Source organism: Virgibacillus sp. JSM 102003 (genome assembly GCF_041949995.1).
Taxonomy (GTDB): Bacteria; Bacillota; Bacilli; order Bacillales; family Amphibacillaceae; genus Lentibacillus.
Window position 1 is genome coordinate 71,860 of record NZ_JBHFQH010000016.1, and the last position, 23,590, is coordinate 95,449.

Sequence of the window (23,590 nt, forward strand, 5' to 3'; positions counted from 1 at the left end):
CTCTAGCTCTATTACAAATCATTATTTTCATTATGGGTGGTGTCAGTTCATTTAACGGCCATATGATTTCTTAGCTGCTAAAAAATTATAAATAATTCTGATTTAAAACAGCCATCCTAATTATGTTAGTAATGCGTTATGGAGGTGTGAGTGTAATGGATTTTTTCAGTGGACAGGAATCACTTACCGCAATTCAATGGGCGTTAAGAGCTGTTGTTGGATTTTTATTTTTAATTGGCATAGCTAAATTTATGGGGCAGCGATCAATTTCACAATTGAGATTTCTCGATTTTGTCGTTGCATTATTAATTGGAAACATTATTGCTCACCCTCTATCAGATGAAGGACTTGGACTCAAGGGGTCAATGATTACAATGAGTGTTGTGGTAGGGTTATATATATCTGGAGTATTCTTGAGTTTAAAGTGGGACCTAATACGAAAAATCTTCAATCCTCCTCCAATTCCTTTGATTGAATACGGGAAAATAAAATATAAAAACCTGAAGAAGGCAAGGGTCTCAATAGACGTGCTTTTATCCGAATTGCGAAAAGAAAAAACAGAGGACATCCAAAAGGTAGCACTCGCATTGTGGGAACATGGCGGATCTATTTCAATTTTTCTATATCCTCAATACCAGCCGCTTACACATTCAACCCTGACATCCCCTTTACAACCGTTCCATTATCCTCATACACTCGTTAAAGAACGTAAAATCGATTATGAAATTCTGCAAAAGGCAGGGAAAGATAAAGAATGGCTGGTTCAAGAACTGAAAACAATTCATAATGTAAAACTAAACGATGTACTGTTGGCGACAATCGATGAAAACAAAAACCTGAAAGTATTTTTGTATAACTGATCAAATTGTTAGAAGACTGGCATGCACCAATAAATGTCTTAATTACACTTATTGGTGCTTAAAAGATCCTGATAATGAATATTATAATTAATTTTTAAAAAAGGCAGAGAAAAAAACCACATATTGTGCTGTGCCTTAAGATTTCCCTTCTCAGTCTCTTCAACATAGAATTTTTCTTCAATAGGTAATCGAAATAAATACTTGCCAAAGGATAAATAAATCCCTGTATTATTAACTTTATTTGCACTTGAAAGTTGAAGTGCTTCTTCATGCTGGTTAAGTTCAAGTACGCCAACCATTGAAGCAAAAGGCAGTGGCAAGGCTATGTTCATGTAGGACCGACCTTGTTCCTTATGTAAAGAGTACAATGCTACAAAAGTGGTTTCCTTATTTATTTTTCGAACCCATGCCCTTACTTCATTACGTCCATCAGCATCATCGTTAACCGAGATAATATTTCCACTCATCTCGACCTTTTTACTGGAAAATGGTAGGTTAATTTGTCCAACATATCTGCTAATCAAACGATACACTGCCGCAAAAGGCTTAAACCATGCGCGCCATTTCACTTCAGCAATTAACCGGTATTTATTTGTGTTTTCATAAAAATCTATGATCCCTGGAGCTAATGTATCCGTATTTATATCACCTTCATACACACTCATATCATCTACTAATCCATTATAGGTCTTATGATCTGTTCTACCTGCTAAAATCCTTTCACCAATGATACCCTTCCCTCTAATTTGACTTACCGGAAAGTTCGGCTTTTTAAGCCTTGTAAAAGGAAGCTTAATATACCAGCCTATAATCCCTGCTGCTGCAAACAACACAGAGTTTGTTATCCCATGAAATAAAAGCATAAAATTAATTGTTACGGTATACAGTCCGGTAACATTACCAAATGCGTATACTAATGAAAAAATGATTGCCACACCCAACGCAGCAAAAGACACTCGATTCAGCCAATTAATAGACGCTTTAAAAGATATGTAGATTAAACCATAAATACCAATGATATAAATTACTACCGATATCAGTTCTAATACTGTTGAAAAAGTGATTCCTAACGCCACAATAATTGGTGAAACAATAACAACTACGCCTACCAATTTATATAGTGCTGATTTGTATAACCTGCCAAGCAGTCCCGTAAAGATAGGCAACAGAAAGGCTGAATAATGAAAATGAATACCTGTCAGCCATGTCATCATCGGGGAGAATCCTGTATTCATATTGGCCTCATATGCAACAAACCAGGCCCCGCCGATTGCTATATAAATAAGACCAATATCAATTAAAAATTCCTCCAAATGAATAGAACCTCTATGTAAAAAGCGACTGAATCCGTACCCAGCAATGAACAACGTGAAAAGAAAATAAATTACCGCAAATGTCGTATCCCATGCAGTATCAGTTGTAATTTGCAAAAAAATAACAGCAGTAAATGCAGGTATTGCTAGATAAGAAAGATATCTTGGAATATATCCATTATCACTTTTCATTACCAAATGAAGTGTAAGCGGAACGTAGACTAATTGAGCTGCCGTCAACATCATAAAATGCCACGGATGTGAACCAATTATAGCAATCACGAGTACTATTATTATGTTACATAATCCAATATTACGAAATGTCATCGGCTGTAAACTCTCCCTCATACGAAAACAGTATACCAATTAACGGATTTCTAACTATTACATGTATCGAGTATGCATCATTTTCCTCCACATACCTCTCCGTAACTGTCGCTAACCCCTGAAACAACGTTGGCAATGGAATTTCCAGCCGTCCAAGTACCAAGCGCTGCCGCTTTGATGAGATTTTTAAGGCTCTGTCTTTGGTTACAGCAAATGACAAGTCTGAATAAACCAGATGTGGTTCACCAAGATAATCCTTTATTATATTCCGTTCGGAGTCTAAACTCATCAGCGCATTAAAATACCTTTTCTTCGATCCAAAATAAAATGTCCGTTCCCAATGAATCTGCTCCTCACCGTTTCTCCCTTTTTCTGGAGTATTTATAATCTTAAAGGGAATATTCTCCCCATGCTCCGGAAACAGTAACTTAAACTTCGCACCCGTCCAAAATAAGGGAAATAGCCATTTCGGCCCACCTTTTATACGTTTCATCATGCCTGTCCCTGTAAAGGATATTCCTTTTTGGATCTCATATCTTTTTTGCAGCATGGGATGAAGCAAATAAAAATCCTTCCCCATAACATGTTTATAAATGGACATCTTTATCTCCCTATCTCTTTCGTTTACAACTTTTTGCAGTAGGAATATTTTTACTGGACATAAATCCCACTACGGACAGAATAAGTAATGCTAAATTAAATGTTAACGGATTAAACGGATTCAAAGCACTGCTTGGCTGTGCGATAATTGCTCCCACTGTTAACAAGGGAAAAATAATAATCTGCAACCGATACAATTGCCTTTTTTTCGAATAAACCAGCCAGGCAATCCCGAATAATACTTCGATAATTCCAGCAATCAGAACAACCCATGATGCTTGCATATACGAAATAGGTATTGCACTTTGGACCATACCTACCTCAGCTGGATGCATACCAATTATTTTTGGAACAAGCCCGTGATACAGCCAGATGAATGAAAATAGAAGCGTAATAATCCAATAACTAAAAAACCTCAGATACTGTGCTGAAGGTGCATCCCCTTGCTCCAGCCATCGTTTCAATACATCAAAACTAAGTGCAGTCCCCCACCCTATAAGTGGTCGAAACATAAAGTCATCAATCAATTTACCAACCCTGCCAAGACCTGGTTCATAATTATATTGTGTTATAAATGTAATTGAAGAATCTGATTGAGGGATATACTTCCAATACCCTCTTCCTTCACGAATAATGGAGATTGCCTGGTCCGTTCCAAAATGTAAAGAAGATGTTCTCGCCCCATCTTTCGCATGAAAACTGCCAACACTTTTTCCCCAGCCTTCAACTGATAGACCAGGTCCAATAGCTGTCTTATATGTAAATTTCTGTGCCTGGTTTTCTTTTTTAGGGAGATATGTAATTGACGAAAAACGAAGATCCCACTGTTCATGGAGATCTGGAGTTTGAGTTGCATCCCATAATTTATCCATCTTTGTTTCGATGGGTAATTCAACATATACTGGTTTACTTTTCACAGTGTTCACCTCAACTTGCACAAGTAGTTTCAGTTTAACATATAGCTGTTCAGATAAAGTTAAAACATACGAAGGACCTAATAAACTATTGAACTCTAATCTTAATTGGACTTTCTGCTCGCTACCCCAAAAGCTAGTATCACTAATGAAATTACCAAGAATGTTGGAATATTAATATGACTCTGTGTAAGCATTGCTAAAAAGAACAGTACTACAATTCCTATAATTATGTACAAACACCCGCGTCCGAATATTTCCATCTATACTTCCACTACTAATTCGAAATTCTAATTATCTAATTGAATATGTATTAACAGTACTTTTATGATCTAGCCTCGCATACTGCGAACGCCCTAAATAAAGGGGAATTTCAAGTTTACTGAAATCTGGGAGTCCATTCTCCAAAAATAAAGCATCATCACGATAGCATTGAGTAATATCGCCGACAAACCAATCATGATCACCATACGTATTAATATCAACTGTCTTACACTCATAGGCAACATATGCATCATGAAGAATCGGTGCATTGATAGTCAATCCGTTATCATATGATATTTTTCCATGGTCAAATTTGTCGAAATTCTCCCCAGTAAATACTCCTGTTTCTTGAATAAATGCGGCTTTTTTATATGGAACGAAATTAATTGCAAATCCTCCAGCATCCTTAACCAGGTCAAATGTATAACGTTCTCTCCCAATTGCCACACCATACATCGGTGGGTCAAACGAAATGTAGGAATGCCACCCAGCAGCCATTATATTACTTTTTCCATTATAGGTTACCGTAACTAATGCAACCATGCCAGGATAGCTGTGCATGACCGTATTTGGTATAGGTTTTCTCATTGTGATCACCCTATCTATGTATCTATTTAATCCGATAAAAAGCTAAGAACTAATATGTTTAACACTGACGATAACAGCATTCGAAAATTAGTAATAACCTTTCTTAATATTAACACCATAGTAGTAGAGCAACAAGACAATAAGCAGTAAGTTCTTGAATCTAAATGACTATTCTTTATAAAAAATATAAACAGTACGACATAATCTGGAAACAAACCTGACCAGGTCTCATGACATTGATGAGTGACCTTTTCTCTCTAGTTGAACTGAATTCAGGTTCTCATTGCTCTTATGAGTGGCATTGAGCAAATGTCGCATTTGTGCCCGGAGTGGTGAAAGTGAGTTATTCTGCCAGAACGAATTGCTGCACTCAACCATCATTAATACAAGAGAAAGCAGCAAAAAATCTTCACTTAATCACAGCGAGCATTTTTAAGAGCATATTTTCAAACAACATTTTACTTTATCCATGCCACCTAAACCAATTGAGAATCGATAGTAATAATAAGAGAGGTTCACTACCACTATCGTCTACCGAGCTAAAAAAGTGGCATCTTAAAGGAAGTTAATTTCAGAATTATGTATGTGAATCATAGAACAAAAGCGCAAGCGCCTGTTCAGCGCCGTATGGACTGCGCTCAGCGCTGCGGGTGGGTCGACGTTGCCGCGCAAAGCGGCGGTGTTAGTCAATCTTCCTTTTCCCGTGTGAGATAAAGGATACACGAAGAGCGTAAGCTGCCCCACAGGACGTGGGGTAGTTCGACGTTGCCACAGGATGTGGTGGTTTTAGTCGAACATCCTTTATTCTTATCGTAGACACGGGGAGGGAAGTCCACTAGGCGCAAGGTGCTGGCCGGTGAGAACGCCACGTCCTGTGGCGTCACCGGCACTAGTACGTCCTATACGTCGGAGCTGGACGTCGCTGATTCTGATGTCCAATTATCCACAGCACTTAAATTTTATAATTTCCTAAACAATAAAAAAGTCACTTTTCAACTAAATGAAAAGTGACTGCAAACTTCTTACTGTTGTACTGGCTGATAAATATTTGCTATCGTTTGAATTGCATTTTGTGGTGCAGCCATTAATGGATAGTAACCCTTTTTAGTCATATATTGCCATACTTCATAAGCATGACGATTACTATTTAGAAACGCATTCTCAAGAAACGTGCGTAAATCCGGATTTGAACATTCAACAGCAGAGATAGCATAATTTTTAGCTGAGCTTTTTTGACCGAGTAGATAGGATGTAGCAATTTCACGGTCGTTATGCTGCTGTACATTCGTTCTTGGTGTTGCAGGGGGAAACTGACTAACAGGTGCCTGTGTATATGACTCTAACTCCGGCTTTAATGTATCTGGTACGAATTTTGAAATATCTGGAGTCGTTTGGCTTTGTACAAATTCGACTTTTAAATTGTAGTCCGCAACATGGAGCGGAAAATGCCGTTGCAGTAATTCCTTCAACTCAGGATCCTGTGCCTGATTTATGAAACTTGACATGGTGTTTACGGTGTTATAGCAACCCGCAATCAGTTCACTTAGATCATGTAACTCATGAGACGCCAATTGCATACAAATCCTCCTGTACTTTTGATAAATCTCTATTCATGTTTTTGGTCAATTGTTCCTTCAAAATAATCATCTGAAGCTTGTTCATGTGTTTCGGCCAAACCTTTTTCAATCTGTGTATGACCTTGATAATCAGAAGTCTCATAATTCTTTTTTGCGACTTTACGGCTATCTTCTGGATTTACTTTCTTACGTTTCTTTGGCAAATTCACACCTCCATCGCCTTATTTTTATTGCGAATTAGGTCTGACTAGGTATGTCAGTATGAAGCGGCGGTGTCATTAACCAGCCTTTTTCTTTATTTAACCGGAGCGCCTTTGCACTTGCCTGACTTTTGTTCATGTGATACTGGCCAAATAACATTGCAACATCTTCACGAGTACACTGGCCCATAATTGAACTGCAGGCTACAAGGCCAGAAGCAAGACTCGCCGATGCCATTGCACTTATTTCCTGATCATTAAACTTTGCACCAGAAGGAATGCTTTCAAGGTCAGCTAAAGAGCGTTCTGGAGGTGAAGGAGGAATTGTGATGCCATTCATTTTTAAAATTTCCTCAATATCTTCAGATTCTTTTTTTATACCTTGAATTAATTCTTCTAACAATTGTCTTAAATCCTTGTCACCCGTGTGATTAATATAAGTTTGAAAAGCAGCGTAGTTCCCTTTTGCTACTACCAAATATGACCACATACTAAATACCTCTCCATAGTGAAGTGGTTGTTTCTTTGGATTACCTGACAAAATACCCATTAATAATACACTCCTTTTAATTTGATTCACTAAGATAGTTTTACTCAAGACGTTAATTCTATTCAAGCTAAAAAATAAATATAAACCAGACAAGTTGTAAACAATAATGATTAATGTGGTGGAAATGAGGGGATTTTTTTGCAGAATAACCAAAATACAGATAGAGCCAGGCGATACAAAGCATATGTAAGCCCTTTAGGCACTACTCAAATCCATTTAAGGAACCCATATATAATTGCTTGGTGGTCAGCTGCCTTCCCCGGATTTGGTCATCTTCTGCTATCCAAATACCTAAGAGGATTTCTCTTGTTTATATGGGAAATTGTTATTAATGTTAATTCAAAATTAAATGTGTCTATGGTATATACCTTTGGAGGACAATTTGATATGGCAAAGGAGGTTCTTGAACCCAGATGGATACTTTTATATATACCTGTCTATATTTATGGCATTTGGGACAGTTACCGGACATCGGTCGATTTAAACAAAGTTTATATACTTGCTGATCACGAAAATGCGAACTTTATAAATTTTCAAATCACATCATTAGAGATTAATTATTTGGATAAGCGAAAACCCTGGGTGGCTGTAATGTGGTCTTTTTTCATGCCCGGAGCTGGTCAGATATACATCCACAGAATTGTTGTAGCATTTTTCCTTGTATCATGGACAATCATTATTGTTTATTTTTCACATGTTCTTGAAAGTGTACATCTATTGGTCTCAGGAGATTTTTATTATGCCAAGGCTATACTGAATCCGCAATGGTTAATGTTTCTCCCCTCTGTTTATTTTTTCTCTATCTATGATGCCTATGTAAATACTGTGGAGAATAATAAATTATTTGATAGTGAACAAAGAACTTTCCTAAAAAATAAATATCAAAATAAACAATTTAATTTACCCTTAAACCTTATTAAAAGGAGCAAGTGATAAGATGTACATAATGGCCACTTTTGATCATTCAGTCTATTTGGAATTAGCACTTTCTTATCTGGAAAAAGAGAATATCCCTAAGGAAAATATTTTGGCAGTTCCCCTCGACAACAGGAAGGAACAATTGAAATTGTTTGATACACTTCATAGATCTGACGGCGTAAGCTTATTCGATATGGCAAGTGCCCTCGCAACTGCTTTTGCCGTAATTGGGGCAAGTATTGGATTCCAATTGAAATTGGGACCAATTATATGGGGAATTTCAGGAGCAATTGGCGGGTTTATCTTAGGCTTCTTGATAAAACTTTTAATCCAAAAATTGAAGCAAAAGAAGCAAATAAAAATGAAAAACAAATCGACTGAACTTATTCTCATCATTCATTGTAATAAAAAACAAGTTGAAGTAATTGAAAAGATTCTTTGGGAGCACTTAGCTTTAGGTGTTGCTATACTGGATAACAATTATCAAAGCATATAATGGAAGAAAACAAAGGAAGTGAAGAAAATGGTGTTTTTACTTATGTCAGTCGCTGTATTTAGCCTTGGAGCGATATTTGTACCAAAAAACATTTCATGGATAGAGATTTATGGCACAATTTTAACTACTATTGTTCTTCATCTTCTCATAGATGCATTCCTTGACCTTAAATATAATTTGTATGGCTATTTTGATAAAGGGGTGGAATTTAGAACTCTGATTTTCACCTTTGGTATTTATCCAGCAGTAAATATCCTAGTTGTAAACTTATTTTCCTTTATCCGTGGTCTTCACTCAAAAATAATTTATATCCTGATAATCACAACATTTGCTTTATGTTATGAAGTTGCACTAATTCATGCAGATATCTTTTATCACAATGAGTGGAAGCTATGGTATTCTGCCGTTATATATCCTTTCCTTTTAATTCTTTTGTTTCTTAACAGAAAGTTTCTTAAAAGCATAGCGAACTAGCAATTTCGAATAATTTACTTGTGGATGGGAAAATTAACCGCAACAACGTTATGGGAGGGTATATCTTTGGAAAATACAAATGCCTTAACACCCGGGGAAATCACCAATCTCTGGAACTCCTATCTAAGCAATTCAATGGCTGTAGGGGTGACAAGTTACTTTATAGGAACTGCAAAGGACCCAGAAGTAGTCGAGTGGCTTGAAAAAGCTCTTGACCTTGCTTCCTTTCAAGTAAGCGGAGCGAAGAATTTATTAGATCAGTCCGGTCATCCCCTGCCTCAAGGCTTTTCAAGTGAGGATCTTAACTTTAAAGCACCAGCACTATATAATGACAATATTATACTGTTTGTGAAATATATTTTATCAGAAGATGCTGGTCCAGTTTATACAATTGCATTGTCAGAAGCAAAACGCTCTGATGTACGAGATTACTATCTATCTGTTGTAACTAAATTAGTAAACTTAATTAATCAGCTCGTCGCGTTAATGGAGAAAAAAGGGTTATTCGAACCAAAAATCCACCTCCCTGTCCCAGGTAATATCGAAAAAGTACAAAAACAATCCTTTGCAGGTAATTGGCTTACTGGTCGACGGCCGTTGAATGCTGTAGAAATAACACAAATTAAGTCTAACTTCATCAATATGGAACTGATGCATGAATTTTTTAGAAGTTTTATTCAAATTTGTTCATCCACAAAACTGCGGGAACATTTAATACGAGGTCAGGAAATTACAGAGAAACATATGGACATTTTTCAGTCATTATTGACTGCAGACGAACTGCCAAACCTCCCTACATGGGAAAGTGAAATCACTGATAGTACTGTCTCTCCTTTTTCTGAGCGTTTAATGCTGTATAAAATTTCGGTATTTGTATCGTCAACCATCTCCCGGTATGGTACAGCATTAGGAACAATCATGAGAAAAGATATTGGTGTTGAATTTTCACGTCTATTAGCAGAAATATCATTATATGGCGAAGACACACTTAATTTAATGATTGAGTTTGGTTACTTGGATCAATTACCACTTGCCAGAAGTAAATAATATTTGAAATGAGAGCAGGCAAACCATATGAACATACCCGAATTACTAGTACGAATCATATTAGCGTTTTTAGTACTTTTTATCTTAGCAAGGATTATGGGCAGAAAAGAAATCAGTCAAATGACATTTTTTAATTTTGTATCTGCAATTGCAATTGGTACCATTGCTGGAAGTCTTGCTACAAGTCAGAATCTAAGTATACGGAACGGCATATTGGCACTAGTTGGATGGGCTTTATTTACCCTTGTAATGGGATTTATTGATATTAAATCGAAAGGCGCTCGAAAAGTAACCACCGGAAATCCTGTAATAGTTATTAAAGATGGTAAAATAATGGAAAATTCACTTCGAAAAACAAGGCTCGATATTGGATCACTTAACGCATTGTTAAGACAAAAAAATGTATTCTCTATGGCTGATGTTTCTTATGCTATTTTTGAAACAAGCGGAAAACTATCTGTCATGAAAAAAGAAATTAATCAACCAGTAACAAAAGGCGATATGAATGTATTGAGCACAACGCCGAATACATACCCAATAGCAACAGAAGTAATATCTGACGGTGTACTAAATAACAAAAATTTGGCCAAATTAAACCTTGACAGGGAATGGGTAGAAAGCCAGATTAATAACGCTAACGTGGATTACCTTTCGCAAGTCTTTTATGCAGAGGTTCAGCAGGATGGCACCCTATTTATTGATAAAAAAGACGATTATATGTAAATAGGCCTGAACATTCAGGTCCTGAGGAATAAATAATACATTGAATTATAGTTATTCGGCCTTACGTTGTATTGCTCCCACATTCTCCTTTCATTTGCATCTATAATTTATCAACCACATCAGCATAATAAATCCCCTGCCTTAAAAGCAGGGGATTAGTTTTGGAAGGACTATTTATCAGTATCTTCTTTATTGGCAACCGTATGTTCATTCGTTTCATCTGAGAATTCGGTTTGTAATTGATTTAAGGTACGTGAATCTTCTCGCTCATCCCCGTCAGCAAATCGATTTACTATATACCCATGAATAAAAGGCTCGCAACAGGTAATAAAAAAAGCTGCCATTACAGAAATAGTAACGATAGGAATACCTTCTGATAAAAATAAACTTCCTAGCACCCATAATGACAGGAATGCTAATGGAAAATCCGCTATCGATGCAGTGACATTGCCAAATTTCCGAAGTATAAATAAATCTCCAATCAAATATGATATCCCTGTAACTAGTAAGCTTATCAAAAATAGATTACCTAGGGTAGCATCATAAAAAATCCCAAATAGCGAAAACACCGTAACAAATATAGCAATAAATTTAATTCCTAACACTTTTATATGATCCATAGAACAATACATCCTTTCTTAATTTGTATTTACTAGTGTTTGTTAATTCATATAAAATATAACGATTTCAGCAAAAAACTTTATATTCAGTTCAGGCTTGTTATTCTGAACCAATATAATAAACTAGGATTAATATAGGTGGAATGGACAATAATAACGAGAGAAATCGTAATAACCGCAACCAGGACGCAGACAATGTTGAATTCGCTAATGAAAACGAATTTGTTGATGAATTAGACAATAATAACAACAACAATGATAATAACAACAGAAATAATAGAAACAACCATAACAATCGAAACTAAATTAAATGTATTAAAAAACCTGTATCACTCTTGATACAGGTTTTCCACTGTTCATCCTCTTTTAAAATTCCATTCAGTCTGCACCGAAGAAGCTTTTGAACGATTGAACAGTAGCTTCTCTGTTAACCGCTCCTATGGAAGTAGTTATCGGAATTCCTTTTGGGCATACCTGGACACAATTCTGGGAATTTCCACATCTTTGAAGTCCACCATCATCCATGAAACTTTGAACCCTCTCACCTTTATTCATTCCACCGGTAGGATGGGCATTTTTGAGCCTGACTTGAGGAAAAACAAATGGACCTAAGAATTCATTTTTATCATTCACATTAGGACACGCCTCCAAACAAACACCACACGTAAAACACTTCGACAGCTCATATGCCATTACTCGTTTATTCTCATTCATTCTAGGACCGGGCCCTAAATCATATGTACCATCAATAGGGATCCATGCCTTGACTTTCTTAAGCGAATCAAACATACCTTCTCGATCGATGATCAGATCTCTTACAACCGGGAATGTTCTCATCGGTTTTAACCGTATTGGATGTTCTATTTTATCAACTAACGTGGAACACGCCTGCCGAGGTACACCATTTATGAGCATTGAGCAAATACCGCAAACTTCTTCCAGACAGCTCATCTCCCACTGTACTGGCATTATATTTTCTCCATCTTTATTAACCGGGTTTTGCCGAATATACATCAAGGCTGAAATTATATTCATATTAGGGCTGTATGGCACCATAAATTCTTCATCATATGGCTTTGAATCTGGATCTTCTTGTCTCTCAATGATTAGATGAATTTTTTCCATATCGAAGCTCCTTTTCAGTTAGATCAACAATGCTAGTCTTTTACATATTGTAATCAAAAAACCTTATTTTAAACTAATTCTTTCATTTTTAATGAAATGATTCTAGAAAGCAAGCGGATGAAAATTAACATAGGGGGTATTTTAATTTAAGGGACCTGTAAAATAAAGCTTGTAGATTATCCCAGTTAGAGACAACTACAAGCTTTTTGTTGTTAATAATTTAATGATATAAAACTACATACTTGGTCCCGGCAGATCATCTGACATAAACAGGATCCGGACTTTCAGGTTTTAAAGGATATTGTAACTCCTTCACATGATAAACCATTATACTTACTTCCTTTTAGTAATTAGCTAGGCTATAAACTACCTCTTACTTAAGTATTCAATGTTTTTTGATTGGTGAAAAAATTATCCCCGGTTTATATTCTATTGGAAACGCTAGAGGTTCAATTTTTCTATGAAATTTTTCAATACATGGATGGTTTGTACGCAATCGTTTAAATCAGACCACTCTGCTGGGTTGTGGCTTATACCATCTTTACTTTGTACAAACAGCATAGCAACGGGCAGTTTATCTCCAATAATCATTGCGTCATGTCCTGCTCCACTTGGTAATTTATATGGCTCTATTCCTTTTTCAAGGAACGATTGTTCAAGCATGTCCTGTGTTTGATCTTCGATTGGAACTGGTTCCACACGCAGCTTCTCTTCATGCTCGACAGTAATTTGATATTTTTGGGATATCTCTTTTGATAAAGATAATACTTCATCTACTAATTGATCTCTTGTTTCTAGAAAAATATCTCGGATATCAACATATAATACTACTTTTCCAGGAATAACATTCACACCATTTGGTTCAACTAATTGCTTTCCAACCGTTGCAACTGCTGAATCACTTAATTTGCCAGGCAGTTTATTGACTTCAACTATAAACTCACTTGCTGCTACCAATGCATCTTTTCTGTCGTTCATAGGTGTATTCCCTGCATGTCCTGCCTCTCCTGTAAACGTTAATTCCAGCCAACACGGGCCTGCAATACCGGTAACAATTCCACAAGGTAACCCTCTATTTTCAAGCCTCTTGCCTTGCTCAATATGCACTTCAACGAACATTTCAATCTCATCTAAATTACGATTAGCTCTAGAGTATCCTTCAATAGTTAATCCAACATTGTTAAGCACTTCTTCAAAGCATAATCCATCTTTATCAACAAGCTTTACTTTTTTCTCAAAATCACTATTTCCGATTAATGCTTCACTGCCATTTAGCCCACCATTAAAACGTGATCCTTCTTCATCCGAAAAAATGACAACTTCAAATGGTTTTTCTGGCTTAAAACCAGTATTATTCCAAGCTTCCACCACTTCCAATGCTGATAATACTCCAAGCGGTCCATCAAAATGACCGCCATTCGGTACGCTATCAAGATGTGAACCACATAGAATTGCAGGGAGTTCGTTATCACTCCCATCAAGTCGTCCGAATATATTCCCTGCCCCATCTTCTTGTACATCCAGACCTGCTTCCTGCATCCAGCCTGAAACTAATACTTTTGCCTGTTTCTCTTCTTTTGAAAAACCAGGCCGATTCGAACCATTATCATCTGTTAGACCAATTTGTGACAGTTCATCTAATCTGTTGGCTAACCGTTCTCCTAGAATGCCGTCATCATTATGTTGATTGCTATATTGTTCCAGTAGTTTTTCTTTTAATGATAAATTCCTATCCATTGTTTCAGCTCCTTATTAAGTTTTACTACTTATATGGGTAAACTTTCTTACCTGCAAAAATAAGCATGGATTAGTATCCATGCTCAATATTTTGCAAAAATCATCATTTAATCCTGTATATTTTTCTCTACTTTACCATCTTTCAAGACGACCTGCACTGTATCATTATCAGCAAGTGAATTGATATCCTCTAACGGATTTCCTTTGACGACTATTATGTCAGCAAGTTTTCCTGCTTCCAATGTACCAACTTTATCTTCCCAGCCCAGACATTCTGCAGCTGTTTTGGTTGACGCAACAATTGTTTCCATTGGCGTCATGCCACCATCTGCCATTAAACCTAACTCACGTAAATTTGTACCATGTTTCATGACTCCTGCATCAGTACCCATGGCAATTTTCACACCAGCATTGTAGGCTTTGGTAAAGCTTGCTTTATGCTGTTCTATAACTTCTTTGGATTTTTGAACAGCACTGTCAGGCATACCCTTTTCATCCGCCGTTTCCAGCACAGCAACTGGTGCAAGTAAGGTAGGGACCAAATACGTTCCGTTTTCAAGCATTAACTCAATTGCCTCATCGTCCAAAAAGATACCATGTTCAATGGAATGTATACCTGCTCTTACAGCATTCTTAATCCCTTCAGCACCTTGCGCATGAGCCATTACTTTAACACCTTTACGGAAACGTCCTTCCTCAACAATAGTTTCTAACTCCTCCTGTGAGAATTGAGTGAACTCTGGATGGTCTGTTGCACTCAACACGCCACCAGTTGCATGAACTTTGATGACTTCTGCACCTGCGCGCAACATCTCTCGTGTTTTTTTTCGCACTTCCTCAACCCCATCACATTTACCGTTAGGCATTCCTGGATAATCGGAAGGCAGCAAATCTTGGACACTTCCAGAAACAGTATAACCATCACCATGACCACCAGTAATGGTCAATGCATTGATGCTCAATTGTAATCTCGGACCAGAAATAAGTCCGTCTTCTACTGCTTTTTTCACTCCAAGATCAGTACCAAGAGCATCCCGTACAGAAGTAACCCCTGCATCCAATGTAGACTCCAAATATTTCGCCGCTTTATAGTACATAAACGAAAATGGTGTTTCCAATCGTTCAGCGATTGGTGAGAATTCCATCATCATATGCACATGTGTATCAATTATTCCTGGAAGAATCGTTCCTCCTTGAGCATCTACTTCAGTTTCATCACCTGTGGCAGAATAGCTGGCTTCAGCGCCAACGTATACAATTTCTTTTCCATCAACTACAACTACACTATCCTTTTTCGGTTCGCCACCATTCCCATCAATTAATAAACCATTTCTTATAATCGTTTTTGTCATGTTTTATTCCTCCCTTTATAAGGTTTGAACAAGTAGTCCTGCTACAACAACAGATGCTACTGTAACTGTAGTAAATCCGCCGATTAACATTGGTGTTAACAGCTCATCAAAGATAACCTTCTCTTCTCTCTTATCTCTTGCAACACTTCTGCTTACTTCTTCACATAGTAAATAATCGCCTGGAAAGCCAAACAGTGCTGTTAAAGCAACTGGCATTGCTTTATAGGGATTCCATTTTACAAGTTTGGCAGTGATATACCCGCCAAGAGTGATACCAAATGTTCCTATCAACAAGATTAGTAGAATACTAGGTAAATTGCTTAATACATCCCCTGGTGTTACATCTGCCATTGTCCCAATTACGACGAAAATAATAGCTATCATAACAACAGTAAATGAATTCGATTTTTCAAGAGCTTTGGATTCAAACAAGCCAAGCTTGAGACCGGTAATTCCAATTGCCAGACACCATAAACTGTAGTGAACCGGCGTAATTTCTCCAAGTGCAATACCGACTGCTGCACCAACAAATATAAAGAATAATTTCAATGTAGAACTGGATTTAAGCGAACTGGATTTACTGGAATTCTTTTTTTCACTTTGTATTGCTTCATTGGCCATCGGAATGAATGTTCCGTCATCCAATTCACGTTGGATTTTCATGGCATATTTCCTCATGAAATTCATAGCTAAAGGCATTCCCATAACTCCCTGAAAAGCGACGATAAGAGCTGGTATTACAATTAGGCTTGTCATCCCTAGTTCCGTCAGTTTTTCAGAAGTGATAATCAAGGCGATAACTCCCCCGCTAATTGGACCAACCCCAGCCACCGCTGTTTCATAATCGAAAATTAGTGGTACGATTGTTAATATCAAAACCCCCGACACTACAAGACCACCTAAAGCAATCACTACCGCTTTAATTTGACTTTTAAGCAATGAGAAGGGAATTAGTGTACCCATATGCAAGATAGCAGGACCAATTAAGATTCCTCCTAAAGCAGCAAATGTAGATTTTTCTAATATATCTTTAGGAAAAACACCTGTCCACGTTAAAACCAAAAAGCCTACCATTGCAGTGAGCAGCATTGGCACTCGTGCTCTTGATATGATGGATAGCCACTCTCCCAGTGCAATTAATCCAAAAACAAGCACTGTAGCAATAAGTGGATTACTTAGCATAAAACCCCTCCTCTAAAATTAATTCCTCATAATATATCACCTCGGAATTTGCTTGTCTATAGCCATTTTCAGAGTATTAGTCACAGTTTGAATAATTAAAGTTATTTTATCTTTATACAAAAGAATGTTTATTTAATCATTAAAAATGCGGTCATTCAATAAAGAAAACGGTTACGGATTTTTGTCTGAAAAAGCCGTTAATTTCCATGTTTTAGGTAATAACTTAATAATAAAAAATTTTAAATGCGTTTGATTTCCGTTTGTTACATTTATGAATCAATGTAAAGATCTAAAACACAACAAATAATGCCAGACATTTGTTAATGCCTGGCATTATTCAAAAAAAACTATTACATCTTATACCATAAGATGACACGCACTCTGCACTTTTTCTTCAGCGTTTACTAGTTCACCTTCTTCGACCCTTCCCAGTACATTTCCCTTAAGCGATATTTCTGTAATTTTCCTGTTGCTGTTTTCGGCAATGCTTCCACAAATTCTACAGCTTTAGGTGCTTTAAAATGAGCCATATTAGACCTGCAATAATTAATAATTTCCTCTTCAGTCACATTCGTATTTGGATACAGCACTACAATAGCTTTCGGAACCTCGCCCCATTTCTCATCAGGTATTGAGATAACAGCAGTCTCCATAACAGCCGGATTTTTATATAACACACCTTCTACCTCCGTGGAAGAAATATTTTCACCACCAGAGATAATCAGATCCTTGGCACGGTCCCGAATTTCGATAAACCCATCCGGATGGGTAACCGCCAGATCCCCTGTATAAAACCACCCATCCTTTATTGCGGCAGCAGTTTTTTCATCGTCCTTATAATATCCTTCCATCACGACGTTTCCACGCGTAATAATTTCTCCTAGTTCTTTTCCATCCCAATTGACTTCTTCACCGTCTGGATGGACCACCTTGGTTTCCCCATTAAAAACCAGTTCAATCCCCTGTCTCGCCTTAATTGTCGCTTGTTCATCAGCCGATTTTGAATCAAATTCTTTCTTCCATTCGCAATATAATATAAAAGGCGAAGTTTCCGTCAAACCGTAAACATGGATCATATTTAACCCTAATATGTCTTGCGCTTTGTTAATAAGAGCCGCAGCTGGAGGTGCTCCAGCTGTCGCCATACGTGGGTGCGTTTTTATATCAGTTTCCTTTGCTTTTGGATCATTCACCAGCATGTTCACAACAGTAGGGGCACCACATAACAATGTGATTTTTTCACTTTCAAATAATTCAAGAATATGAGGTGGATCGACCTTCCTCAAACAAACATGGGTACCTCCAGCCGCCGTAATGGCCCACACGCCACCCCAGCCATTTGCATGAAACATCGGTAGTGTATGAAGATAAACATCATCGTGATTTACACCAAGATGGTACATGAAATTAGCTGCATTGATGTAATTACCGCGATGAGTCAACATCACACCTTTAGGTTTCGAAGTTGTTCCACTCGTATAATTTAACGTTAGAAGCTGATTTTCATCAATTTCAACAAAAGGAGATTCAGCATTCTCTGGAACATGTTGAAGAAATGCCTCATATTCCACGCCTTTTAAAGTAGTCTCATGACCTGGAACCGAAACAATGACAATCTGTTCCAACGAAAGATTATCCTGAATTTCCTCAATTGGACCACAAAACTCCTCATCAACAATTAACATTTTCGCATCACTGTGATTGATAATATACTCCAAGTCCTCGGCTGTTAAACGATAATTCAAAGGAACCATTGCAGCGCCAAGCTGACAAATACCATAAAAACTCTCAAGCATATAGTGCGTGTTGGGCAACATTACTGCAACATGATCCCCTTCTCGTATGCCTGTTTCATGCAAGGCCACAGAAAGCTTGTCAGTACGCTCCCCAAATTCTCTGTACGTAAACTGTTTAGACCCGTCGATAACCGCAGTTTTATCGGAATAATATTTAACCGCTCTCCGTTTCCAATCAAGTGGAGTTAATGCAGAAAACATAATAACCAGCTCCTTTATTATTAATTTTTTTACTCGAACTTACAAATTAGTAATAAGTCTAACCATATGAATTGCTTAGATCATATGTTTCTATTTTATTTCTATCTCTGCTACCATCTCATTTCTATCTGCTATCCGAAAATTCCTTCTTTTTATCATATTAAATTGTTTCAGCCATTTATAAACCTGATGAGTGTGACTTTTTAACGTAAATTGAAAAGAGAGAGCGTCTTCATAACCTCAATTAGGACACGTTTTACTAATCTAACCAAAAAAACACTAACCTTTGTGTTCATTGACTTTAAGGCTCTAATCATGCTATCTTTTGATGGTATAATCAATCAGTAAATGAGTGAAATTAAAAGGAGAATTATTCCGATGTAAATTAAAAATCCCTATTATAGCTATAGTAACGACAATTGAACAATTTAGAATGGAAGGGATTTTGTTATGAGTCTATACAATGAAGTTAATAAACGGAAAACGTTTGCGATTATATCTCACCCTGATGCTGGAAAAACAACTTTAACAGAGAGGTTACTTTTGTTCGGAAATTTAATTCGCTCAGCTGGGACCGTTAAAGCTAAAAAATCCGGTAAATTTGCAACATCAGACTGGATGGAAATAGAAAAACAACGTGGTATCTCGGTAACATCAAGTGTAATGAATTTTCCGTACGATGGATATCAGGTAAATATTTTAGATACACCTGGACACGAAGATTTCAGTGAGGATACGTACCGAACGCTAACGGCGGTAGACAGTGTCGTGATGATTATTGATGCAACGAAAGGTATTGAAGCACAAACAAAAAAACTATTTAAAGTTTGCCGAATGCGTGGCATTCCAATTTTCACCTTTATCAATAAGTTAGATCGTGAAGGAAGAGAACCATTTGATTTATTGGAAGAAATTGAGGAAGTATTGGATATTGAGACCTACCCGATGAACTGGCCAGTAGGAATGGGAAAACGATTTCTAGGTGTTTTTGATCGCCATAAAAAGCAATTTGTTCAATATAACGGTAACGAGGAAGAAGTCTATATCCCATATGAGGAGTTGGATAAACCTGAACATCAGGATCTAGTGTCTGATTCCACTTTTAAAGCAACAGAAGATGAGCTTGAATTATTAGATGAAGCGGGAGATGACTTTTCGTTAGACACTGTTTTATCAGGAAAACAAACTCCTGTATTTTTTGGTAGTGCCCTAGCACCATTTGGTGTAGAAACTTTTTTTGATACATTCGTATCGATGGCACCTTCACCCAAGCCGAGAAAGTCTACAAAGGGAGTCATCCAACCTGATAACCCGGACTTTTCAGGTTTTGTCTTTAAAATACAAGCAAATATGAACCCTGCTCACCGTGACAGGATAGCATTTTTGCGAGTATGCTCCGGGAAATTTGAACGTGGAATGAGTGTTAATCTGGCAAGAACTAATAAGCCGATTAAACTGGCGCAGTCACAGCAATTTGTTGCATCCTCGAGAGGGACAATTGAAGAAGCATATGCCGGCGACATCATTGGGATATATGATCCGAATGCCTATCGAATTGGTGACACATTAATTGAAGGAAAAGAACACTTTGAATATGATGAGCTGCCCCAGTTTCCACCTGAACTGTTCAAAAAGGTAACAGCCAAAAATGTAATGAAGGCAAAACAATTTAAAAAAGGTCTCGAACAGCTAGTACAGGAAGGTGCAATACAATTATTTAAAAGACATCGTACCGAATCATATATCTTAGGGGCAGTAGGTGAACTACAATATGATGTCTTCAAATACAGAATGCAAAATGAATACAATGTGGAAGTCGAGTTAGAGTCAATAGGTGAGCGAATCCCCCGGTGGCTAAAAGTAGAACAAGTTGACGAATCACTTTTTGATGAACGGAATATTCTCGTTAGGGATCGGGAAGAAAATCCTATTGTTCTATTTAGAAATGAGTTCGCACTGCGTTGGTTCACAGATAAACACCCTAAAATAGAATTAATTGATTTATTCGAAGTAAATCAATATGATCAAACTAAATAAAGAATCAGCCGTTACCATGAGTTTTGGTAACGGCTGATTTTATAGTGTACTGCAGAGCAATTTGTTCACAATTTAAGCAAACAGAGTTAAAGGTAACTTTGGAAGAAAAAGATAAAACAGAGGCTAAGTTAAATATAGTTATGATAGAAAACTACATAGACTCACTATACTTCAGATAAACACTAGAATTTTAAAGTAATTATATGCTAGTTCCTGCTTTCCCCTAAAGAAAAACGTTAGGTAATAGTGTCATATCGTTGTAGTATACTGCACCAATTAGGTTATAATAATTGTAGTGCTCGTTCATCAAAGGAAGTGAATTACACATGAATAATGACTACGACAAAGCCTTGCTATTTAAGCATGTAAATTACTCAGTTGACGGTATACATATTCTAAAAAACATTACAGGATCGATACCTAAGGGTAAAATAACTACACTAGTAGGTCCTTCTGGGTCTGGGAAAACCACATTATTCAAACTATGCAATGGATTGCGATCACCAGATTCTGGCGATATTTACATAGATGACAAACCTATCAATAGCTATGCTCCGGTGAAATTGCGTCGAAACGTTGGGATCGCTCTGCAAAACGCTGCAATGATTAGTGGAAGCGTGATGAAAAACCTTTCCCTTCCCTTAGAGCTGCAAGGAGAAAAATTATCTGAAGAACGTGCAAAGGAATTGCTGCATCTCGTTGGAATGAATAAGGATTCGTTACAGCGTAATATCAAAGATTTATCAGGCGGACAACGTCAAAAAGTATCAATTGGCCGCACACTTGTAAACAAGCCAAAGATTTTATTGCTTGATGAAATCACATCCTCACTGGATAGTGTATCAAGACAGGATATTGAAGAATTAATTACTAAAATTAATCATACGTACGATACGACGATTTTCTGGATAACACACAATCTGCAGCAGGCAATGACAATCGGTGACTATACTTGGGCGATGATGAACGGAGAAGTGATAGAAACTGGCGAAAGTGACTTTTTAAAAAACCCAAATAATGAAAGAATGAAGAAATTTGTTAGGGGTGAAGTGGAATGAGTTTTCTTACCTTATCCATTGCGCTTCTTTTCGTAATTATTCCGCTCGTCTTATCCAAAGCACTAAATCTGGGTTTGGAAAAGGATACTGCCATTGCAGTGGTTCGCTCCATCATTCAATTACTCGCCGTTGGGTACGTCCTTCAATTTGTATTCAATACCGAAAACATCATCTACATATTACTGATGATATTGCTTATGATTGGAGCCGCCACACAAAATGCCAGGAAAAAGGGAGCGTCTATACCTGGAATCACATGGAAGTTAATAATAACCTTTGTGTTTATTGAAGTCCTGACACAGAGTATTTTACTTGGCCTGAATATCACGCCCCCGACACCACAATACGTTATCCCAATCAGTGGAATGGTGATCGGAAACTCAATGGTGCTGTCAATTTTATTTCTTAATCGCTTTACTTCAGAAATAGAAACACATCAGGATGAAACGGAACTCATCCTATCGCTCGGTGGAACTCCCAAACAGGCGATTCACACCCAACTAATTACATCCATTCAAGCGAGTACAATCCCTACAATTGAAAGCCAAAAAACAATTGGGCTTGTACAGCTTCCGGGAATGATGAGCGGTCAAATAATTGCAGGAGCTGACCCAGTACAAGCAGTATTATTTCAATTACTCATATTATTCCTCCTTCTGACTACCGCTGTTATCACAAGCATCATGCTTGGTTACTTATCATATCCAACCCTATTTAACCAGCGCATGCAACTATTGAAGGAAAACATTAAAAAAGAATGAGTTTTACTTATTAAGACCGGTAAAACTCATTCTTTTTTTAATTTCTTTTAACCTATGTATCACGTTGTTCATGTACATTCTGTTTCCCATGCCAGATACTAACCTGGGCCACCAATTGCTTTAAAACTTGTTTTTGACCAGGAAACAAAATTTATGAGGCTTAAGCTGATGGAATTGATGTGTCGATAAGCGTATCGATGTGATTGCCACAGCCATAAAAGGCGGCTTAACAGTTTCGGATTTACCAGATTTGGCATTAGCATATGCACCTCTTATTCTTCGGCAAAAGACCCTGTCAATATGACTGGTTATGTTGCTGGAAATATCGTAGAAGGTTTTGTTGAAACAGTTCAATGGAATGAAATCGATGAAATTGTAGCAAATGGAGGTGTATTAATCGATGTGCGTAATCTAGTGTCCATGATTGTCAAGTAGTCTTACGCGGATATATAGCGACAAGAATATTGCAGGAAAATGGCTATAAAGTTAAAAACCTAAATGGTAGCTGGAAAACCTACTCCTATACTAGGAAAGTAAAACACCTGCAATAGAAAACTTGGCGTTCGTCAAGCAGGTGCCTTCAGTTGCACTTATACAGTAAGACTTCCTGAATTGCTAAAAAGCTGGATTCCCCATAAGGAACCCAGCTTATTTATATTATGCTACAACATCATAGCCTTGATCTTCAATTGCATCTTGCATGTCTTTCACATTAACAAGATCTTCATCGTAGGTAACATCGACTTTTCCAGATCCTAAATCAACTTCAACACTTGTTACGCCATCCAATTCTTCAAGTGCACCTTTAACGGATGATTTACAGTGACCACATGTCATACCTTTAACATCCAATGTAATTTGCATACTAAT

General features: G+C 37.2%; 23 protein-coding genes and 2 pseudogenes. 11 read left to right on the forward strand and 14 right to left on the reverse strand.

Annotated elements, in window-relative coordinates; translation table 11 throughout:
* Nucleotides 1–155: 155 nt before the first annotated feature.
* Nucleotides 156–860, forward strand: a complete 705-nt coding sequence (locus ACE1TG_RS16580) for a DUF421 domain-containing protein (RefSeq protein WP_375053521.1) — start codon at nt 156–158, stop codon at nt 858–860.
* Between the two features lie 38 nt (nt 861–898).
* Here ACE1TG_RS16580 and ACE1TG_RS16585 read toward each other — a convergent pair whose 3' ends face one another.
* The 7 genes and pseudogenes from ACE1TG_RS16585 to ACE1TG_RS16615 all read right to left on the reverse strand — a co-directional run bounded on the left by ACE1TG_RS16585 (nt 899) and on the right by ACE1TG_RS16615 (nt 7,193).
* The gene (locus ACE1TG_RS16585) at nt 899–2,500 is read right to left on the reverse strand and encodes a YndJ family protein (protein ID WP_375053522.1); all 1,602 of its coding nucleotides are present in this window, start codon (nt 2,498–2,500) and stop codon (nt 899–901) included.
* On the reverse strand, nt 2,487–3,101 hold the full coding sequence (locus ACE1TG_RS16590) for a DUF4166 domain-containing protein (protein WP_375053523.1): 615 nt from the start codon (nt 3,099–3,101) through the stop codon (nt 2,487–2,489). The genes ACE1TG_RS16585 and ACE1TG_RS16590 overlap by 14 nt, the downstream gene beginning before the upstream one ends.
* 10 nt (nt 3,102–3,111) lie before the next feature.
* Nucleotides 3,112–4,017 carry a DoxX-like family protein gene (locus ACE1TG_RS16595; RefSeq protein ID WP_375053524.1) on the reverse strand — a complete coding sequence of 302 codons (906 nt, stop codon included), beginning with the start codon at nt 4,015–4,017 and terminating at the stop codon, nt 3,112–3,114.
* A gap of 291 nt (nt 4,018–4,308) precedes the next feature.
* Nucleotides 4,309–4,866 carry a flavin reductase family protein gene (locus ACE1TG_RS16600; RefSeq protein WP_375053525.1) on the reverse strand — a complete coding sequence of 186 codons (558 nt, stop codon included), beginning with the start codon at nt 4,864–4,866 and terminating at the stop codon, nt 4,309–4,311.
* Between the two features lie 1,022 nt (nt 4,867–5,888).
* The gene (locus ACE1TG_RS16605) at nt 5,889–6,443 is read right to left on the reverse strand and encodes a spore coat protein (RefSeq protein WP_375053526.1); all 555 of its coding nucleotides are present in this window, start codon (nt 6,441–6,443) and stop codon (nt 5,889–5,891) included.
* A gap of 29 nt (nt 6,444–6,472) precedes the next feature.
* Nucleotides 6,473–6,628, reverse strand: a pseudogene (locus ACE1TG_RS16610) (DUF4025 domain-containing protein); the annotation flags it as partial.
* A 52-nt stretch (nt 6,629–6,680) separates the two neighbouring features.
* Nucleotides 6,681–7,193, reverse strand: a complete 513-nt coding sequence (locus ACE1TG_RS16615; protein ID WP_375053527.1) for a DUF3231 family protein — start codon at nt 7,191–7,193, stop codon at nt 6,681–6,683.
* 306 nt (nt 7,194–7,499) lie between these two features.
* Between ACE1TG_RS16615 and ACE1TG_RS16620 the strand changes: the two genes are divergently transcribed.
* The 5 genes from ACE1TG_RS16620 to ACE1TG_RS16640 all read left to right on the forward strand — a co-directional run bounded on the left by ACE1TG_RS16620 (nt 7,500) and on the right by ACE1TG_RS16640 (nt 10,851).
* Nucleotides 7,500–8,126, forward strand: coding sequence for a hypothetical protein (locus ACE1TG_RS16620; RefSeq protein ID WP_375053528.1), 627 nt, complete (start codon nt 7,500–7,502; stop codon nt 8,124–8,126).
* A 4-nt stretch (nt 8,127–8,130) separates the two neighbouring features.
* Nucleotides 8,131–8,607 (forward strand): hypothetical protein, encoded by a 477-nt coding sequence (locus tag ACE1TG_RS16625; protein WP_375053529.1) that lies wholly within the window; start codon nt 8,131–8,133, stop codon nt 8,605–8,607.
* A gap of 42 nt (nt 8,608–8,649) precedes the next feature.
* Nucleotides 8,650–9,081: a CBO0543 family protein gene (locus tag ACE1TG_RS16630; RefSeq protein WP_375053530.1), complete on the forward strand. Its 432-nt coding sequence runs from the start codon at nt 8,650–8,652 to the stop codon at nt 9,079–9,081.
* 66 nt (nt 9,082–9,147) lie between these two features.
* The gene (locus ACE1TG_RS16635) at nt 9,148–10,128 is read left to right on the forward strand and encodes a DUF3231 family protein (protein WP_375053531.1); all 981 of its coding nucleotides are present in this window, start codon (nt 9,148–9,150) and stop codon (nt 10,126–10,128) included.
* Between the two features lie 27 nt (nt 10,129–10,155).
* Nucleotides 10,156–10,851: a YetF domain-containing protein gene (locus ACE1TG_RS16640; RefSeq protein ID WP_375053532.1), complete on the forward strand. Its 696-nt coding sequence runs from the start codon at nt 10,156–10,158 to the stop codon at nt 10,849–10,851.
* A gap of 170 nt (nt 10,852–11,021) precedes the next feature.
* Here ACE1TG_RS16640 and ACE1TG_RS16645 read toward each other — a convergent pair whose 3' ends face one another.
* Nucleotides 11,022–11,471 (reverse strand): YndM family protein, encoded by a 450-nt coding sequence (locus ACE1TG_RS16645; protein WP_375053533.1) that lies wholly within the window; start codon nt 11,469–11,471, stop codon nt 11,022–11,024.
* A 143-nt stretch (nt 11,472–11,614) separates the two neighbouring features.
* On the opposite strand from ACE1TG_RS16645, the gene ACE1TG_RS16650 reads away from it, so the two are divergent.
* Nucleotides 11,615–11,776 carry a hypothetical protein gene (locus ACE1TG_RS16650; protein WP_375053534.1) on the forward strand — a complete coding sequence of 54 codons (162 nt, stop codon included), beginning with the start codon at nt 11,615–11,617 and terminating at the stop codon, nt 11,774–11,776.
* Between the two features lie 73 nt (nt 11,777–11,849).
* On the opposite strand, the gene sdhB is transcribed toward ACE1TG_RS16650, so the two are convergent.
* From sdhB to ACE1TG_RS16675, 5 genes are all read right to left on the reverse strand, one after another.
* Entirely contained in the window at nt 11,850–12,596 is a 747-nt protein-coding gene (gene sdhB, locus ACE1TG_RS16655) for a succinate dehydrogenase iron-sulfur subunit (RefSeq protein WP_375053535.1), read from the reverse strand.
* A 441-nt stretch (nt 12,597–13,037) separates the two neighbouring features.
* Nucleotides 13,038–14,333, reverse strand: coding sequence for a Zn-dependent hydrolase (locus tag ACE1TG_RS16660; protein ID WP_375053536.1), 1,296 nt, complete (start codon nt 14,331–14,333; stop codon nt 13,038–13,040).
* A 107-nt stretch (nt 14,334–14,440) separates the two neighbouring features.
* Nucleotides 14,441–15,685 (reverse strand): metal-dependent hydrolase family protein, encoded by a 1,245-nt coding sequence (locus ACE1TG_RS16665; RefSeq protein ID WP_375053537.1) that lies wholly within the window; start codon nt 15,683–15,685, stop codon nt 14,441–14,443.
* A 15-nt stretch (nt 15,686–15,700) separates the two neighbouring features.
* Nucleotides 15,701–16,867 carry a hypothetical protein gene (locus ACE1TG_RS16670; protein WP_375053538.1) on the reverse strand — a complete coding sequence of 389 codons (1,167 nt, stop codon included), beginning with the start codon at nt 16,865–16,867 and terminating at the stop codon, nt 15,701–15,703.
* A gap of 404 nt (nt 16,868–17,271) precedes the next feature.
* On the reverse strand, nt 17,272–18,864 hold the full coding sequence (locus ACE1TG_RS16675) for a long-chain-fatty-acid--CoA ligase (RefSeq protein WP_375053539.1): 1,593 nt from the start codon (nt 18,862–18,864) through the stop codon (nt 17,272–17,274).
* Nucleotides 18,865–19,314: 450 nt separating this feature from the next.
* Between ACE1TG_RS16675 and ACE1TG_RS16680 the strand changes: the two genes are divergently transcribed.
* The 4 genes and pseudogenes from ACE1TG_RS16680 to ACE1TG_RS16695 all read left to right on the forward strand — a co-directional run.
* Complete coding sequence (locus tag ACE1TG_RS16680) at nt 19,315–20,901, forward strand: peptide chain release factor 3 (RefSeq protein WP_375053540.1); 1,587 nt, start codon at nt 19,315–19,317, stop codon at nt 20,899–20,901.
* Nucleotides 20,902–21,227: 326 nt separating this feature from the next.
* Nucleotides 21,228–21,959: an ABC transporter ATP-binding protein gene (locus tag ACE1TG_RS16685; RefSeq protein WP_375053541.1), complete on the forward strand. Its 732-nt coding sequence runs from the start codon at nt 21,228–21,230 to the stop codon at nt 21,957–21,959.
* The gene (locus tag ACE1TG_RS16690; protein ID WP_375053542.1) at nt 21,956–22,720 is read left to right on the forward strand and encodes an ABC transporter permease; all 765 of its coding nucleotides are present in this window, start codon (nt 21,956–21,958) and stop codon (nt 22,718–22,720) included. Before ACE1TG_RS16685 ends, ACE1TG_RS16690 begins: the two co-directional genes overlap by 4 nt.
* A gap of 178 nt (nt 22,721–22,898) precedes the next feature.
* A pseudogene (locus ACE1TG_RS16695) lies at nt 22,899–23,125 on the forward strand (CoA-disulfide reductase); the annotation flags it as partial.
* A gap of 252 nt (nt 23,126–23,377) precedes the next feature.
* Here the strand turns inward: ACE1TG_RS16695 and copZ are convergent.
* Nucleotides 23,378–23,584, reverse strand: a complete 207-nt coding sequence (gene copZ, locus ACE1TG_RS16700) for a copper chaperone CopZ (protein WP_375053543.1) — start codon at nt 23,582–23,584, stop codon at nt 23,378–23,380.
* Between the last annotated feature and the right edge of the window lie 6 nt (nt 23,585–23,590).